Here is a 16,452-nt window from a genome sequence, read left to right on the forward strand (position 1 = left end):
CTTGGATTAACAATCTGCTCGAAACAAACCAATCCCCTAGCATTTGGATATCTAACCATGTAAACCATGGTTTACATGGTTAGATATCCAAATGCTAGGGGATTGGTTTGTTTCGAGCAGATTGTTAATCCAAGCTTTATGACCATTGCTTGGTCTGTCTAACAGTCCAAGCCTGGGTAGAACATCTTCAATTTCATCAAAAATAATCAAACCGGAATCCATTTGGCTTATGAGATTTTGTAGTATCAAGTAAGACTTGAATCTAGATGGAGGTTGATCGTTTTGATCATCAGAATCAAAATCCGATGACGAAACTTCATAAGCTGTTATTTCCAATTCTTGTGAAATCAATCTTGCTAGCTCTGTCTTCCCAACACCTGGTACGCCGTGAAGCAGAATGTTGACACCAACTCTTTTGTGTTTATGGCACTGCTCTAAATATTTAATAATGATGTCAATATCATCTTTTTGATGTGCAAAGTTGTTGAGTGCGAGGGTGGCTCCAGTTGCTTTATTAAATAAAAAACCAAAGATGTCCAAAGTCTTTTCTCGAAATGATTGGACGCCATTTACAAAGCCATCTAACGCAATTAGTTTTCGTCCAAAGTCTGATTTAATACTGCTATGCATGATGAGTAAGCCACTTTTAATAAGTTTGCTCTCTGGGCGCAATGCATCAGCAATTATTGTGGTCGGCACAGCCAAAGCGTGACCAATAATTTGATGTACTAGATTGTCCGTCCACCTGTTTGAAATGAGGTCCACAGTTTGCTCTAGGCCATTGTGTACCCGATAGATAGTTCTAAACTCAAGAATCTGGCGCTCTATGTCTGATAGGGTAAAGGAGTCTGCAACCATGCGCAGGTTTTGGGCTAGATGACTATCATTAATTGTCTTAGCACTTCCCAATCTATCCAGCTCATTTGCTAAGAACTCATATTTAAACTCAATAGATTCTTTGCCTTGATTATTAGTGGCGTATTTTTCAATGAGTGGCAGTAGGTGAACGGGCCAGGATGATTCGAAGTTCAAGGGTATTTTCCCTGAAGCGTATATCCGTAAAGTCCATAACCATCCAATATCCGAGAGTGTTGGATCATCGACCAGATTTGGATCATATTTGATAGTAATAGAGGCCATGTTTTTAACTATGTTTTATTGATGAGCTCAATTATATTTATGATGTGCGACATAATATGTCGCAAACTTGGGCAGAATTGAAAGTCATCAACATAACCAAGTTGGTTCTGGCAGCGTGGTTATTTAAGCTTATGAGGATAATCTTTAGACATGAAGAAAGATAAAAGGCTTTTTGACAGACTTATAAGGATGTTGGATTTGATTCCAATTTATCCGCGTAAGCTCACAGTAAGTGAGATACATAAGAAGTTGTGTACGGATGGTTTTGAGGTGAGCAAGCGTACGGTAGAGCGTGACCTAATCCAACTGTCTGAGAGCTTTGGAATCTTCAATGATGAGAATCTGATGCCGCGAGGGTGGTGTTGGCAAAAAGACAGTCCTAGACTAAACCTGCCAGCATTGACGCCAGAAGAAGCCTTAACTTTCAAGTTGGCTGAATCGCATCTGTCAGGTTTAATGCCAACTAGTATTGCAAATAATTTGAAGCCATATATTTTAGAAGCTGAGAAAGTACTACAGCGACCTCAACTTTATAAGGGGTACTCAAATTGGTTGAGCAATGTTCAGGTTGTTCACCCATGGCAACCACTCATCCCACCAGAAATCAATGAAGCAACTTTATCCTCAGTACATCTAGCAATTTTTGATCAAAAGCAGTTGGATTTAATTTACCAATCCAGAAAAGATCCCCATGGTCATTCTCGAACAGTCAATCCGTTAGGTCTGGTCATAAGAGGGCACATTACGTATTTGGTTTGTACAATCGAACCGTTCACCGATGTGCGGTTGCTTGCAGTGCACCGTATTCATTCTGCCACAGTGCTTAATGTTGCATCAAACAGGCCAAGTGACTTCAAACTTGATGATTATGTACAAAGTGGTGCCTTTGGTTTCTCAAGTCAATCGGATACGAAAATAAAGCTTCATTTGAAAATGAGCCGTGGCGCAGCCATGCACCTTATTGAAAGTCCACTATCTACTGATCAAAAAACGTGTGATGTTGATGAACAGCATATCGAGTTAAAGGCTTCAGTGGCAAATACCATGCAACTTAAATGGTGGATTCTCGGTTTGGGCTCAAATGTCGAGGTCATATCTCCGCCGTCTTTGAGAGAGGAGATTAGTCATGAAATTTCAGAGGCTATTAAACTCTACAATTAACAAATAAATTCTATTGCAGCTTGTGATAGATAAAAAAGGATGGGCATAAGTGTCAAACGTGGGGATTTTCTTTTTGGTCAATAAAACCATTATTTCCGACAAAGTCGAAATAGCCATGGCCTATTCGAATGAGATGTTCGCAGAGCATGGGGAGCACTATAACTATTGGGATACTTTCAAGCCAACTGATAAAGATGAGTTGTTGTTTAAATCTCATGCATACGATTACTACCCAAGAGGGCGGGTTGTTTTTGATAGGGTAAGAGGATTCTATTACCTATACGTTGATAAATGTATCTCGGCTGAATTTGTATCCCAAATTTCTGATCATTTTGAGCTCAAGAAAACAGAGTTAAAAGTAATGCTAGACCAGCACTACCTATGCCATCTTTGTAATCGATTTTTTATCGATGATGAATGAGAGTGTTAATTATCAGGCTCAGCCCGTGATCCTTGACTCGTGAATAATGGCGTCTAACTTAATCGGAGGCCCTATATGAATAGTCAGAAATACTATAAGTTTGTGATGTCTATTGCTGTTGTTTTTACTATGTCAGGATGTGCATCAATAACAGGATCCACGACTCAAAATATTTCAATACAAACACGGGAGGCAAGTGGTAAAGAAGTATCTGAGGCGAAATGCGAGCTTATTAATAAGAAGGGTACCTATTTTGTAACCACTCCTGGAACCATAACAATTAGCCGCTCGAATGATGACTTGCAATTAACATGCCGAAAAGATGGTTTTGAGAATGGTCGAGCAGGCGTCGTTTCAGATACCAAAGGCTCTATGTTTGGCAATATTGTGTTGGGCGGAGGTATCGGAGCCATCATTGATCACAACAATGGCAGTGCTTATGAGTATCCTAGCTTTGTTCAAGTGGTAATGGGCGCTTTTACCAACATCGGAAAAGTTAGAGAAGAGCAAAAGCAATCGCCCACAAGTCCTTTAGGTAAGTTCTAGGAAGAAATCATGGATTCATTCAAACGGCCCTCAATTGTTGAAGTAGAAGATTGGCTAAAGCTCAACGTCACGAGATATCCTGAGCCTAAGCGCGTACGACTCTTTAACTTTTTAATTGATTGGGAGAGATTCACAGGTACATTTAAGTTGAAACTTGACGACGAGGAAGTTAAATATTGGATGAGTTTCTCAACAGATCAGTCTGGCAGGATGGTTTTTGCTATGCCCATGTTTCACTCACCTTTGGGCGTTCCGGCTAGTTATCCGGCGGTCGAGTTTACTGGACGAACTAGAATTGCAATAAATCGAGCATTAGAGCTTCTCATACCAAGGTTACTTCCACTTGGAAAAGATCAGCGTACAGGCTTGGAAATTACATACTCCACTCCGCTAGAAGATAGAGTGGTCGACAGACAACTCTTGGAGTCCATAAAGCAAAACCTTTCTAGCAATCTAAACCAAATTGAAATTAGATTGGATGATGTTCAAAACAGCTAAAATGCCGACACAATCATAATTACTAAGACGAGCACGTTTTTAGAGTTTATTCTTCGGTTATTTTTAACTTGCAACCTTAGGGAATAGAGAGTTGCAAGTATTATTTCATCCTCAGTGGCTGTGGATAAAACGGTGGACATGTCTAGGAAAGGTTCTCTATTTAATTGATATTTATATTAAATCTAGATCTGTTTAAAAATTAATCGATTGAAAATATTAAAAAAAATATTACTTACAGCGAGACAAGCTAATTGCTGACCCTTAAATGTACAAAAAATGTGCAAGACTATTTATCACTGATGTCTTCTGAATTGATGAATCACGAACTGTTAGACTCCACATTGCTGGGGGCTTGGTATGTTAATTTAATCGAGATTGAGAGAAAAAAACACTTTCTGTTTGTGAATGAACGAACGTTAATTTCATTTGTATGTGGTGGCTTCAAAAAGTCCAAGAATCTAAAGCATGACATGCATAACTTATTTATTAGTCAGCTCTTAACTTTTTTCAAGGAATTAGATTTTTCATTGAAGAGCTTAGATGCCCTAATGGCTGAATATGAAAATATTACTTTTAGTAAAACTACCAGTAGAAGCATCCTCGGAAGCATGAACGACCTTGCGCAGTTGTATAGGCATTATGTTTGGTTTGATGGTGGCTTAAATAGTTGTGATATGAATGAGATTATTTTGCGTGTTAATAATACGCCTCAGGCAAATCTCGGCCATAAGTATTCGATAGATACTGCAAAAGCCATGCTCTTGCGGATTGCCTAATCAAGGCTTTTAAATGAGTAGTACATACAGTATGAATAATAAGCAAAAACTAACGGCTATAGCAGAAGACTTGATGAACGCTTATCGCGAAACTGAATACACAGTAAACATCGAGCCCCTAATTACTCTTCGAGTTGGTCAAAAGAGCGACGCTTTGATCGCGTTACACAAGAGGCACCGAGTTGAGAGTAGTGCATTGATCACAGCTTATAACCCATATAGCGAGAGCACACTAGATGCTAAGAATGCCCAGCTTCAGTCTGATCTTTATAAAGAGCTTCAAACACGAAGCCTTACGTTTTTAGATGGACAAGGCTTACACCCCTCAAACATGTGGCCAGCAGAGCCCAGTTTTCTCGTGTTGGGTTTGTCATTAGAAGCATCAAAAATCTTAGGGATCAAGTTCCAACAGAATGCGATTCTTTGGAGTGACAAAGACGGTATTCCGCAATTGGTCTTGCTGAGATAGTGTCAGTTCTTTGGGAGCCATGGTAGTTCTTGTTAAAAATTTCCATTCTATGCCTCCGAATATAATTCAATCTTTTTTGATTCAGAGTGGTTTGGTCTAGTTTGTAATTCTTGTTAAGCCCAAGACTTTTGATGGTTTCAGAATCCAATGAGTCTGAAAACAAGACTTCACCATTTTCGTTAAATGTCATTAGTCCTTTATCAAAAACAGCATCCCAATTTATTGCAAGTAACAGGCCATTATTAGCATCAGTCTTTTCAAATGGCTCTGCTTTTGACCATGGAGTAATGTGAGAGGCTATAAGTAAACTCTTATGTGTTATTCCTGATAAGTTGCACTTCAATCCATGCTCCTTTTCTAGAAGGTTTCTGAATGAGGATTGGCCAACTCTCTTTTTTACAATTACATCTATGTCAGTACCGGGCTTATTTTGGTATTCATTTTCGAGTCTAGTAATATCATTTTCGAAAACTCGTTGTAGGCTTTCATAATGTATCTCTAGATGAGAGGGTACCGGGTTAATATTTTTCTGTTGAGCTATGTTTTTGTTAGTGCTATCAAGCTCGTTAATTGTCTGACTTTTAGAAGGAAAAGGTTGTCCTGGATATTTATTCATCAAGTGATAAATTTCTCTACCCTTTTGCTCTTGTATTTCATACCCAGCTTTCCCCGTCATTTCTAATTCCTTGCCAAAGCTGCTAAGTATTTGATCAACCTCAGGGATAAATTGCAGCTTTCCAGAAAAGTGGTCCCCAATTATTTTGGATTTCTGTAAGTCATAATAGTCTAGAGTTGAATATTGAGAGTTTTCAATTGGCTCGTCATTAGATCTGGGACGTAACTTGAGCCAACTGGAAACCATCCATTTCTTATTTTAGAAGCTGTTATCAGCCATACTTCATTATCTTCATTTTGGGCCTCATGTGCTGCCATTCTCAACATTGATTGATTTTTTTTGTTAGAGCCTAGCGAACCGATATTCGCTTCTGATATGTTTTTTTTCCAATCTTGCCAGTTATAAAATCGCACAATTATTTTTTTTGACATTGTGAGGTCCTAGGTGATCATAAAGCTGGAGAGCACTAATCAATGTTAGTAATACTCTATAGCGGGCTATTTGATTTGCATTCAAATTTCACGAATGAAAAGCTATTGATATAAATTTATTGCATTCTTAAGTGATTCTTTAACTTGCAGTTCAAGTGATAAAGGGGCCAGAACTTTTAAATTTGAGCCATGCCTCAGAATATCCATTAGCATTTCAGTTTCATCTGAGTAAGGCACTTCAAGTATTAAGGAGCCGTCTTCACATAAAGTTTTCTTTTGATCTGGATGCCAAATTTCAGCTTTAATCCATCTCGCTGCTGTAGCGTTAAATTTAAGCTTAGCCCACTGAATATCTGTTCCACTAAAAATGCCATAAGTTTTTTCAGATAGCTCTAAAATTTCTTTATCAACTTTTTCACATGGCTCATTTAGAACCTCGACTGCATTAATACAGTCCATAGAAAAAAATCGCATGTTATTTCTAACATGGCACCAAGCCTCTAAGTACCAGTTTCCTTTGTAATAGTTAATTCGTTGAGGTGATACCATGCGTTGGGTTTCGGTATCAGTACTTCTCGCCTGATAAATGATATTGATCTTTTGTGATTTTAATGTGGCCGTCGCAATCAGAGGAAAGTGCTCAATCTGAAACTTTCTGTAGCCAACATTTTTTACTTTGATGCGTTGCTCTATGTTTTCTAATACATGCCCATCTTGATTCAGAATCATCTGCAGTCTAGAGAGTAGGGGTTTAATATGCCCACCTAGTAAGCCAGATCCATCAAGGTTTTGTAGCAGCTGCTGCATCGTGATGAGGGCATATATTTCCTCAGAAGAAAACCATAGGCCAGGCAGTTCATATCGGTCACCAATTTGATTTTGCTTAGTCATTTGATAACCGCCTAAGTCACGATTAAATTCAATCGGTGCATTTAAGCGATCACGCATGTAAGCTATATCTCGCTTAAATGTGGCTAGTGATATTTCCAAGCGGTCCAGAAATTCAGGAATTGTTACATAGGTGTGATTGCTGAGAAGTTGGTCAATCTTATAAATGCGTTCGTTCTGACTCATCATGCACTCCAATCAACGCGATACTGGTCAATCAAGCATAGCGTATTTACCAAAGCCATTTCTTCAGGATTATTGCATTGCACTGACATGAGTCTCGGGTTTGCAATAAATATAATCAAGGACTTAGCTCTTGAGATGGCAACGTTTAAGCGATTCTTACTAAATAAGAAACCGATGTCTCTTGGTAAATCATCACTGCTTGATGTCACCATTGAAAACAATACGACGGGGGCTTCTTGCCCTTGAAACTTATCAACTGTTCCCACCTTTGAACCCTCTGGGCAGTGTCTAAGCAGGTTTTGCACTTGCGCGTTGTATGGCGTAATCACCAGGATATCTGAGAGTTTAATTGGATGCTCCGCGCCCTTATTATCGAAATAAGTGGTTTTCCGTAACTCGGTAATGAGCGCTTGAATCAATTGGGCTTCTTGGTCGCTGGTTTGTGCGCAATCCATGTGCTCAATGGGCACATAAACGATGCCATGGCTTTTAATCAAGGGATGGGCAGTGTTTGGAACTGAAATAACTTGGTTAACTGTCTGCTGCGCAGATTGCAGCCGACTGTCATACACCGCATCTGAAATAAATTGGCAAATGCTTGGGTGCATACGATATGTAGTGCCTAAAAATATGCCTGTATCTGGCGATACTGTGTGTTGTTCTTGTAATAAAAATTCCAAGATAGATTGACCAGATTCTCCAGGATGTACTCCTTGCGTAGGCTGGCCCAGCTGCATTTGGTCACCCATCAATACGATGTTTCTCGCGCAGGTGCCTGCGGCCACTAAATGGCCTAAAGACAGTTGGCCTGCTTCATCGACAAACAAGTAATCAAATAATTGATCTGCCTCTTCACGAGCAAATAGCCATGCAGTCCCAGCCACTAATTGATTGAGGTTTTCTAAGGCTTCGCTATTGTCTTTCAAAACACGAATGTTGGTGTATGCATCTAATTCTTCGTCGCCATCGGTAGATTTTTTTGCACCAATAAAGTCAAAGTTTTGTGAAATGGCCTCTTTGCATACGCCAATCAACAGGTTGTTAATAGCTTTGTGCGAGTTAGAGGTGATGCCGATGCGCTTGCCACGTTTGAGTAAATCAACAATTACCTTAGACCCCGAGTAAGTTTTACCCGTCCCTGGTGGCCCTTGAATAATTAAATACGAGTCATTGAGATCTGCCGTGGCATGAATCATCTGTGGGATGATAGGCTGTTTTTCATCAATAATTTCTGATCCCTGAACCAATGACTTAAAAGCTGGTTTAGCTTTAAGCAGCATGTCATTAATCGATTTATATAAAAGACCGCCAGATAAATAGTTATCGACATAACGCTCAATCGCTTCTGTCAGGATTCTGGACTCAATCGGCTTTCCTAGCGCCAGAGTAAATCCAGAATCAGGCAGTGTCTGCTTTTTACTTATGGTGAAGCTTAATTCTTGATTGGCTGCATCAATGACTAAGTTGGATACCGACTTTCCGATTTCCATAACTTCAGCTTTTGAGCCTGTATGAAGTTTAAATTCCTGGTGAGGATATTTACAGACATATTTTAGCGACTGTTTTATCGCCTCAGGTTGGTTGGTTGGGACTAGCCTTACATCGGCAATACACTCTGCATCCTCAATTAATTCATCCCTTTGTTTATCACGACGTGAGAAGTAATCCCACCATGCAGGTTTTGCCTCCCTGCGATGAAAGCCCAGTAGGTAATACATTAACTCCTGGTAATAATCCGATTTAGTTTTTTGAGTTTCAGGAATAGGAACAGCCCCTAAAAGAGCAAGGCGATATTTCTCTAGCCTTTGTTCTGCGAGTGCTGTCGCACTTGATGGCTGAGGGGCACTGTCCTCCGCCTCACGCAGCTTGTTCGCTTCCGCATTACCCCATGGCAAAACTGCTGGGCGCTTTTTGATTAGCCACGCATGAAGAGCTTGTGTTGAACGTACATCATCGATGTTATATGCCTCGATATCATCCAAGTATCGTTGCTCTTGAGTCGCTTTCCATTTTTCAAAGAAGACAATGCTCGCACCGGCATTGGTTACCTCACCGGCACGCTTTTCTAAGTAGAAATGCTCAATGTTTTTAATCGAGTATTTAGGCTCTGAGGTGCGCATCGATTCACGCACAACTTTGTACAGATCTACTAGTCGCCCTTGGCGCAACAGGTTGTCGACTTCATGCTCCCTAGTACCATAGAAAGACATCAGCCGCTTGATGGCGGTCTCTTCATAGGCTGCGTAGTGGTATATATGAGCTTGCGGATATTGCTTGATACGCGCAGTCACAAAGTCCATAAAGTCCTCAAAGGCTTTTTGTTCTTCACTATGATTTAGTGCCCAAAAACCTTTAAACACGTATGCACCATTGTCTAAATAGTAGATGCCGAACAAATACTCTAGATGGCGAGGGTCTTCAAGCGGATTACCTTCCATGTCAAAGTAGATGTCCCCTTCATTAGGTTCTGGTAATCGCATAAACCCATGTCTGCCATGAGGATCCGTTGGGAGCAATTCGATCTTGGCTTCCCCGGTTGATTTTTGATGATGTTGCAACCGAGCCTGGTGTATGATTTTTTGTAGCGACTCAGGGTTTAACTTAGGAACGCTAAAGTTATCGTTGACTACCGCCAAGTCGGCCATCCTGTGTATGCCTGCAGCATTCAGCTTGACGATCTGAGACTTCAGGATGCCTGCAACTTGTGACAGGTGATCGTCGTCAATGCGCTTCTGATCACAACGATCTCGCCAATGGCAAAGGTCACAACGTTTGCATGGATTGGGGTATGTATAGGTTGATTGATTCGTCACATGTGCTTCAAAGCGTTGAACCAGTGCATCAAAATAAGCAGAGTAGTCCGAGCAGTAAAATGCAGTTTCTTTTTTGTTCCCCAGCACAACATACATTTTTACAGGCATCAGTCCTTGAACTTTGGCGAGCAACTTTGAGTAGAACATCAATTGAATGATGAACTTGCCTTGTGCTTTGGTTGAAAGCTTCGTATCAATGACCTCGTAGCTGTAATTACCCAGTTGAGAAGGGGTGTTGGTCCTGCGTAAGAAGTCAGAGTGTCCCAAATAAACACCATCAGCAAATGTTGCCTGGAAAATAATATCAGCGCCTGATTGCATGGCTTGGATAGTTGCATCGACTTTGTCTTGCGTCGATGCTTGGGCATCTACCACTCTTGTAATATCAACCACTGATACTCCGCTAGCGACTAGGGCATCCAAAAACTCTTTCTCATGCTTAAGCCCTTTTTTTTGAATCAGCTCGGCATCCTCTCCATCGGCAGTTTTCTCCATTGGTGAGTCGAGATTCAATCTATCTAGCGAAGTTAAATGCTCACATTCTAAAAAGTTAGCGAGATCACTTGCAGAGTAAAACACTTGCTCAGAAATTTTTTGCATGCGTGTTGTTCTTTTTTATGATTGAAATTGCACTATAGCTCAACTCAGGCTCATGTGGTGAGCCTGGCGTGTTAGATGATGTGGCTCATTATGAAAGGAGAAAATAATGAGCGAATGTAGACATTGCGGATCATCCAGCTTTGGCTCTGGATGTATTCATAGCTCAAATGGAAAGCATGAGCATGATGGTGATGAGGATTGCTGCGAATATTGTGGATCTAGGAGTTACGGCAGTGGTTGCGCGCATAGTCCAACCGGCAAGCACCGTCATGGCCATGGCGATGTCTGTCGCTGGTGTGGATCCGCGCAACGAGGCGGTGGTTGCATTCATAGCCCCAGTGGGAAGCACAAGCACTAATTATTTAATCAGAAATTTGGAGGTTGATATGCCATTTATAAAAGGTATTTATTTTTGTGTTATGGCCTGCACGCTATGCACAGCAGTGATTGAGTTACTAAATAGTGCAACGGTTTACACACCAAACACCATTCTTACTACTTTGATAAAAATTCTCTTTTGCGGGTTATTAGTCCGGTTTTTATTAGTAAAGCTCGTAGTCAAGAAGCCCATTTATAACGCGTGGCGAGAGTGACTTTTAGAGAAATAGAATGCGTATACACATACACCGAAACAAACAACAAAAGGTCCTTGCCTCAAGTCGTCAGCGATTGGTATGGGTAGCACTATCCTTACTAATGCTTTCAAGCAGCGCAAATGCAAACTCACAGTGTTATCAGATCAAAAATAAAGACTCCAGACAGCACTGCCTAGCGTTAAGCCGCAACGAAGGTAGCCGCTGTTATCAAATCAAAAACAATGATCAGCGTCAGTTTTGTTTGGCACAAACACAGAATAGTCGCAGTCGCTGCTACCAAATTAAGAGTCATGATGACCGTGCATTTTGTTTATCAAACATGAACTGATCGGGAGATGCGTGTGAGGTTGGCCCGACTAACTCAATCAATTTCTCCCAAATGTTATTGGGAGCTATATCGCAGATTGTGAGATGAGGGATGTAGAAAAGTTTGATGCTCAATTAAAGAGTGTTTCTATCAAGAGCTAAATATGGCAAACACTATATAATCTTTAACATTTATAGCAACCTAAGTAATCGTGAATGATTTATAACGCTGAAATTTCTGCCGGAGCCTTGATGTTGGTTGAGTCCAAGCAGTTGGCACGCTTATATCTCACACAACCAACACCTGAGCGCTGGCGTGAGGCGATTGAGGTTGAAAATATTCTTCAAAAAAAAACGCCGGCGACTTCAAAGCGTCAAGCCGCTTTGGTAAAAAAGCGTTTTCAATTAATGAATATTGAATTGATAGAACAGATTGCGAACAGTGATAATGAATTAGCTACACAATTATTGTTTGCGGGGGCCTTACTGCATAGCCAATTATTGTATGACTATATGATTAAAGTCTACGCCCAGCATATTAAACGACTGGAAAAAACAATTTACAGATATGCCTGGGAGAATTTTTGGGAGGAAAGTGCATTATTAGATCCTTCCATCAATCAATGGTCCACCGCAACTAAAACTAAGCTAAGTCAGGTAATCCTTAGAATATTGAGTCAAGCAAAGTATATTGAGACAACAAAAAATATGGAAATCGCACCGTTCCACCTACGCCCTGAAGCGCTTAGCGTCATACGCCTGCACCATCCACATTTAATTGCTGCGATGGAGTTTAATTAATGCAAACCGACTTTCAACAACGCTTAAACCAAGTGATCGGCAAGCTCACATCGCCCGATTTTCTGAGCAGTAATGGCTTAGGGAATGATATTGGCTTCTGGATATTTGACTACCCCATCGAGCAAGATGATCTTGTCATGGACTATCTCAATGGCATCGTGATCCAATCCCTAAAGTCGCCTCCATATCAACTGCGTGTGGTGCATATCAACTTATTTGAGTTTCTAATCGAGTTGCTCAAGGAGCGCAATCTGTTGGATAAAGTGATTGAGTTTCAAAAAACGGGTGGAGACCAAAAAACATTAGATGCCATCCGGCCAGTACTCAAAGAGGATAAGTTGGCACAGAAATTAAGCAGCATGATCAATCACGATCAAACAGATATGGTTATTTTATCTGGAGTGGCATCAGCTTATCCGATGTTGAGAACTCATACCTTGTTGTCGGCGCTTCATCCGTTTATGCAAGATACCCCTTTGGTGATGTTTTACCCGGGCAAATACGATGGTCAAAGTCTACGCCTGTTTAATACGCTAGAAGATGATCATTATTACCGAGCTTTTAGATTAGTCCCATAAAAAACCGAGAATAAAAAATGCAGATTAAATCCTTATTTACAAAACCTATTGATCGTTCCATTAATGGCGTCATCAAAGCCGAGCAGCTTGACCAGGCAAGCGTTTGGCAGGAGTTGGATGAGTATGTAGTCACTAAACAGGTGACCGAGCACATCCGTAAATTTTTTGATGCTTATTTGCAAAGGTCTGGCGACCGCATGGGGGTATGGGTTTCAGGCTTCTTCGGTTCAGGTAAATCTCACTTTATTAAAATCATCTCCTACCTGCTTGAGAACAAAATAGTGACATCACCCACGACGGGTGAGTCCAAAAAAGCCGCTGATTTTTTTGACAGCAATAAAATCAAAGATCCTATGTTGGTGGCAGATATTCAAAGGGCTACTCAAGGCACCGCCGATGTCATCCTGTTTAATATCGACTCCAAAGCAGATAGTAAAGATGAGCGCGACGTTATCTTGCAAGTCTTCTTGCGGGTATTCAACGAAAAACTCGGCTATTCCGGCGATGCGCCACACATTGCAAATATGGAGCGCTATCTTGAATCAAAGGGAGTATACGAGCAGTTCAAACAAGCTTTCAAAAATAAAAATGGGAACGATTGGCTCAAAGAGCGTGATGCCTTTGATTTGCTGGGGGATGATATTGTTTATGCCATCTCAACCGCGTTGGGCAACTCGATAGAGTCAGCAGAGAAATGGTTTGATAACGCCAGAGACAACTACAAAGTCAATATCGATACCTTTGCCAAAGTGGTTTCAGAGTATCTGGAGACCAAAGACAAAAATCACCGTGTGATTTTTTTGGTGGATGAAGTTGGCCAATTTATTGGTAACAACACCCAGTTGATGCTTAATTTGCAAACCATCACTGAAGAGTTGGGTGTGAAGTGTAATGGTCGTGCCTGGGTCATTGTGACCAGTCAGGCAGATATTGATGCGGCCATAGGCGAAGCAAACAAGGCCAAATCTCAAGACTTTTCAAAAATTCAGGGGCGTTTTCATACACGTTTGTCATTAGCGAGTTCAAACGTTGATGAGGTCATTAGTAAACGGTTGCTGGCCAAAACCGATCAAGCAAATACATCGCTTAAAACCTTGTTCCAACAAAAAGGTGACATCATTAACAACCAGTTGGTGTTTGTAGGCAACTCGGTCACCTACCAAGGGTTTAAAGACGCCGCAGACTTTTCTGCCTTTTACCCATTCGCACCCTATCAGTTTTTATTGGTGCAAAAGATCTTTGAGGCGATACGCAAGGTCGGCGCCACCGGCTCACATCTCTCAAGAGGTGAGCGTTCGTTATTGGATGCATTCCAGTCTGCAGCGATCAAAAGCCAGACAGAAGATGCAAATCGCCTAATTCCGGTATATGACTTTTATCCATCCATAGAAAGCTTCATTGATACTGTCGCCAAACGTTCAATCGAAGATGCACCAAACAACCCGTCGTTGATAGAGTTTGATGTAAAGCTGCTCAAGGGCTTATTCCTGATTCGCTACATCAGCGATTCGATGACACCCAATATCGATAACATCGCTACCCTCTGCGTTACCCATATCGACGAAGACAAAATCAATCTACGCAAGCAAATTCAAGAGAGCCTGACTCGCCTTGAACAACAACGTCTGATTAGCCGTAATGGCGACTTGTGGTATTTCCTCACCAACGAAGAGCGTGATATTGCCAACGAAGTAGCACAAATCACTATTGGCAGTACCGAGAAATCACGTTTATTAGCTGAACTCATGTTTGAAGAGGTGTTCAACAGCCAAGCTAAAATCCGGCATCGAGAGACCAAGGGGGATTACGAATTTAATCGGTTGTTAGATGGTTTGCCTTATCGTAATTCGTCGTATGAATTGGTGCTGGATGTACTCACCCCGCTGGGTGACGATTATGATCGTCTAAACGATAGCCAGTACGTATTAAAGAGTAACGATAGAGCGCTCATCAAGATGAATGAAATTGACCGTTTCGACATCGAAATCACACATTATCTGCAGATCGAAAACTTTATTGTGAGCCCTAAGGCAAGCAATACCAATCAATCGACAAAAGTCATTCTACAAAACATCAAAGAAGAAAATAGAGGCCGGAAGGCACGGATTATTCAACACTTAAAAGAGGCTGTTGTCAGTGGTGATGTCTATGTCCTGGGTCAATCACCCCAAATCAAAGCCGCTGATGCATCAACCCTGCTAGATGAAGTCATCAACTACCTGGTAAGCAATAGCTACAACAAGCTCAGCTTGCTAAAACATCGTCAGGTTGATGCCTGGGCTGAAATTCGCGCTCTGTTGAATTCTCCCGCCAACACGCAAACTTCACTCGGTTTACTGGGCGCAGAGGCGAATCCTGAGGCGATTAATGAGTTGAAAGAGTATCTGCTGTTGGCAGCCAGTACACAGCGGGTGTTGCTGTCAGATGTGGTAAAACGCTTTACCAGCATGCCCTATGGCTGGAAACCAGAGTCTGAAATTGTCTTATTGATCACCCGACTCTTCATGGCGGGTGAAATCAAGTTGGCTTATGAAGGCGGAGATTTAGATAATCGTTCAGCTGCAGACCCCCTCACCAAACCGGGCAAGTTCTCGTCCATTTCTATTCTTAAGCGCAAATCAGCCGATGCTGATGCTTTGCGCAAAGCCAAAGAATTGTTTAAAGAAGTGTTCAAGAAAATCACTGCTGATGATGAAGACACCATCGTCAAAGATTTTCGAAGTCAGTTCGCTGACATGCTGGAAGAAACGGCTGTATTGCTTAATAAAGCAAGCATGCAGTTTTATCCTGGCAAAGAAATATTGCAGACTGCGATCTTACAGATAAAACAACAGTTAAATATTCGCGACAGCTTTGAGTTTGTCAGCCAACTAAACCAACAGAAAAGCGACTGGTTAGACTTTGCTGACGATCTTACCGATATTCGTCATTTTTATAGCACCCAACTCGTTGTTTGGTCTTCTATGTTAGAGGCCTTAAACACTGCTAATGAAAACCATGCCGAGCTAGAGCATATTCCAGAAGCACAACAAGCGATTGAGCAACTCAAGCAAATCAGAAACAACGCCACCCCATGGGGTGTGGTGTCGCAAATCCCTGCCTTGGTTGAAACCCTCAAACAGCAAAATAGCAAAGTGATTCAAACTGGCTTTGAATATGCAAAAGGTCAAATTGAAAGGACTATTACCGTAGTCAAACAAAACCTTGCGGAGTACGGTGCTGATGAGAGCTTAAGCAACCGCATCCTGCGTCCGTTGCAAGAGCATTTGCATAAAGTCCACAGCCTTACCAACGTGGCACGCATTAAAGACAGTGTTCCATATGCGCGTAATTTGATGGACAACGCAGTACACGAGCTAGAAGACGCAATGCGTCCCAAGCATGTGCCAGTTACTCCAAGTGCACCGAGTGGAGAGCCCTCAACAACCATCACTTCGCCAGTTACCCCTGTTACGCCAAAACCACAACCCAAACCAATTACTGTTGTGTCCGCGCAAAGCTTTTCGCAACAACCTTATTTAGAAACACCAGAAGCGGTAGATGCTTATATTGAGAAATTAAAATCGCACTTATTGCATTTAGTGCGCAACGGCAAGCGTGCACGTATTGAATAACAAAAACAATTT

15 protein-coding genes are annotated in these 16,452 nt (G+C 41.4%); 10 read left to right on the forward strand and 5 right to left on the reverse strand.

Going from position 1 to position 16,452, the window contains the following annotated elements:
* Positions 1 to 51: 51 nt before the first annotated feature.
* Entirely contained in the window at positions 52 to 1,140 is a 1,089-nt protein-coding gene (locus tag E6Q52_RS09855) for an ATP-binding protein (RefSeq protein WP_292821533.1), read from the reverse strand.
* A gap of 150 nt (positions 1,141 to 1,290) precedes the next feature.
* Here E6Q52_RS09855 and E6Q52_RS09860 point away from each other — a divergent pair, with 150 nt between their 5' ends.
* The 6 genes from E6Q52_RS09860 (at position 1,291) to E6Q52_RS13160 (ending at position 5,011) form a co-directional block, all read left to right on the forward strand.
* Positions 1,291 to 2,301 (forward strand): WYL domain-containing protein, encoded by a 1,011-nt coding sequence (locus tag E6Q52_RS09860; protein ID WP_292821534.1) that lies wholly within the window; start codon positions 1,291 to 1,293, stop codon positions 2,299 to 2,301.
* A 49-nt stretch (positions 2,302 to 2,350) separates the two neighbouring features.
* Positions 2,351 to 2,722 (forward strand): hypothetical protein, encoded by a 372-nt coding sequence (locus E6Q52_RS09865; protein WP_292821536.1) that lies wholly within the window; start codon positions 2,351 to 2,353, stop codon positions 2,720 to 2,722.
* 75 nt (positions 2,723 to 2,797) lie between these two features.
* Positions 2,798 to 3,268 carry a hypothetical protein gene (locus E6Q52_RS09870; RefSeq protein ID WP_292821538.1) on the forward strand — a complete coding sequence of 157 codons (471 nt, stop codon included), beginning with the start codon at positions 2,798 to 2,800 and terminating at the stop codon, positions 3,266 to 3,268.
* A 9-nt stretch (positions 3,269 to 3,277) separates the two neighbouring features.
* Positions 3,278 to 3,766 carry a hypothetical protein gene (locus E6Q52_RS09875; RefSeq protein ID WP_292821540.1) on the forward strand — a complete coding sequence of 163 codons (489 nt, stop codon included), beginning with the start codon at positions 3,278 to 3,280 and terminating at the stop codon, positions 3,764 to 3,766.
* A gap of 299 nt (positions 3,767 to 4,065) precedes the next feature.
* Entirely contained in the window at positions 4,066 to 4,542 is a 477-nt protein-coding gene (locus E6Q52_RS09880; RefSeq protein WP_292821542.1) for a hypothetical protein, read from the forward strand.
* A gap of 73 nt (positions 4,543 to 4,615) precedes the next feature.
* On the forward strand, positions 4,616 to 5,011 hold the full coding sequence (locus tag E6Q52_RS13160; RefSeq protein ID WP_367125112.1) for a DUF3293 domain-containing protein: 396 nt from the start codon (positions 4,616 to 4,618) through the stop codon (positions 5,009 to 5,011).
* On the opposite strand, the gene E6Q52_RS09885 is transcribed toward E6Q52_RS13160, so the two are convergent.
* The 4 genes from E6Q52_RS09885 to E6Q52_RS09900 form a co-directional block, all read right to left on the reverse strand.
* Complete coding sequence (locus tag E6Q52_RS09885; RefSeq protein ID WP_292821544.1) at positions 4,941 to 5,687, reverse strand: HNH endonuclease; 747 nt, start codon at positions 5,685 to 5,687, stop codon at positions 4,941 to 4,943. The genes E6Q52_RS13160 and E6Q52_RS09885 overlap by 71 nt on opposite strands.
* A 110-nt stretch (positions 5,688 to 5,797) precedes the next feature.
* Entirely contained in the window at positions 5,798 to 6,058 is a 261-nt protein-coding gene (locus E6Q52_RS09890; protein WP_292821546.1) for a hypothetical protein, read from the reverse strand.
* A 102-nt stretch (positions 6,059 to 6,160) separates the two neighbouring features.
* Positions 6,161 to 7,132, reverse strand: a complete 972-nt coding sequence (locus E6Q52_RS09895) for a YafY family protein (RefSeq protein ID WP_292821548.1) — start codon at positions 7,130 to 7,132, stop codon at positions 6,161 to 6,163.
* The gene (locus E6Q52_RS09900) at positions 7,132 to 10,545 is read right to left on the reverse strand and encodes a TM0106 family RecB-like putative nuclease (RefSeq protein WP_292821550.1); all 3,414 of its coding nucleotides are present in this window, start codon (positions 10,543 to 10,545) and stop codon (positions 7,132 to 7,134) included. Before E6Q52_RS09900 ends, E6Q52_RS09895 begins: the two co-directional genes overlap by 1 nt.
* A 176-nt stretch (positions 10,546 to 10,721) precedes the next feature.
* Here E6Q52_RS09900 and E6Q52_RS09905 point away from each other — a divergent pair, with 176 nt between their 5' ends.
* The 4 genes from E6Q52_RS09905 to brxC all read left to right on the forward strand — a co-directional run bounded on the left by E6Q52_RS09905 (position 10,722) and on the right by brxC (position 16,440).
* Positions 10,722 to 11,138: a hypothetical protein gene (locus E6Q52_RS09905; RefSeq protein WP_292821552.1), complete on the forward strand. Its 417-nt coding sequence runs from the start codon at positions 10,722 to 10,724 to the stop codon at positions 11,136 to 11,138.
* Positions 11,139 to 11,663: 525 nt separating this feature from the next.
* Positions 11,664 to 12,248, forward strand: coding sequence for a DUF1819 family protein (locus E6Q52_RS09910; protein WP_292821554.1), 585 nt, complete (start codon positions 11,664 to 11,666; stop codon positions 12,246 to 12,248).
* Positions 12,248 to 12,826 (forward strand): DUF1788 domain-containing protein, encoded by a 579-nt coding sequence (locus E6Q52_RS09915; RefSeq protein WP_292821556.1) that lies wholly within the window; start codon positions 12,248 to 12,250, stop codon positions 12,824 to 12,826. The genes E6Q52_RS09910 and E6Q52_RS09915 overlap by 1 nt, the downstream gene beginning before the upstream one ends.
* A gap of 17 nt (positions 12,827 to 12,843) precedes the next feature.
* Positions 12,844 to 16,440, forward strand: coding sequence for a BREX system P-loop protein BrxC (gene brxC / locus E6Q52_RS09920; protein WP_292821558.1), 3,597 nt, complete (start codon positions 12,844 to 12,846; stop codon positions 16,438 to 16,440).
* Positions 16,441 to 16,452: the final 12 nt, after the last annotated feature.

The sequence above is a fragment of the Methylophilus sp. genome (genome assembly GCF_008015755.1).
Classification (GTDB): Bacteria; Pseudomonadota; Gammaproteobacteria; order Burkholderiales; family Methylophilaceae; genus Methylophilus.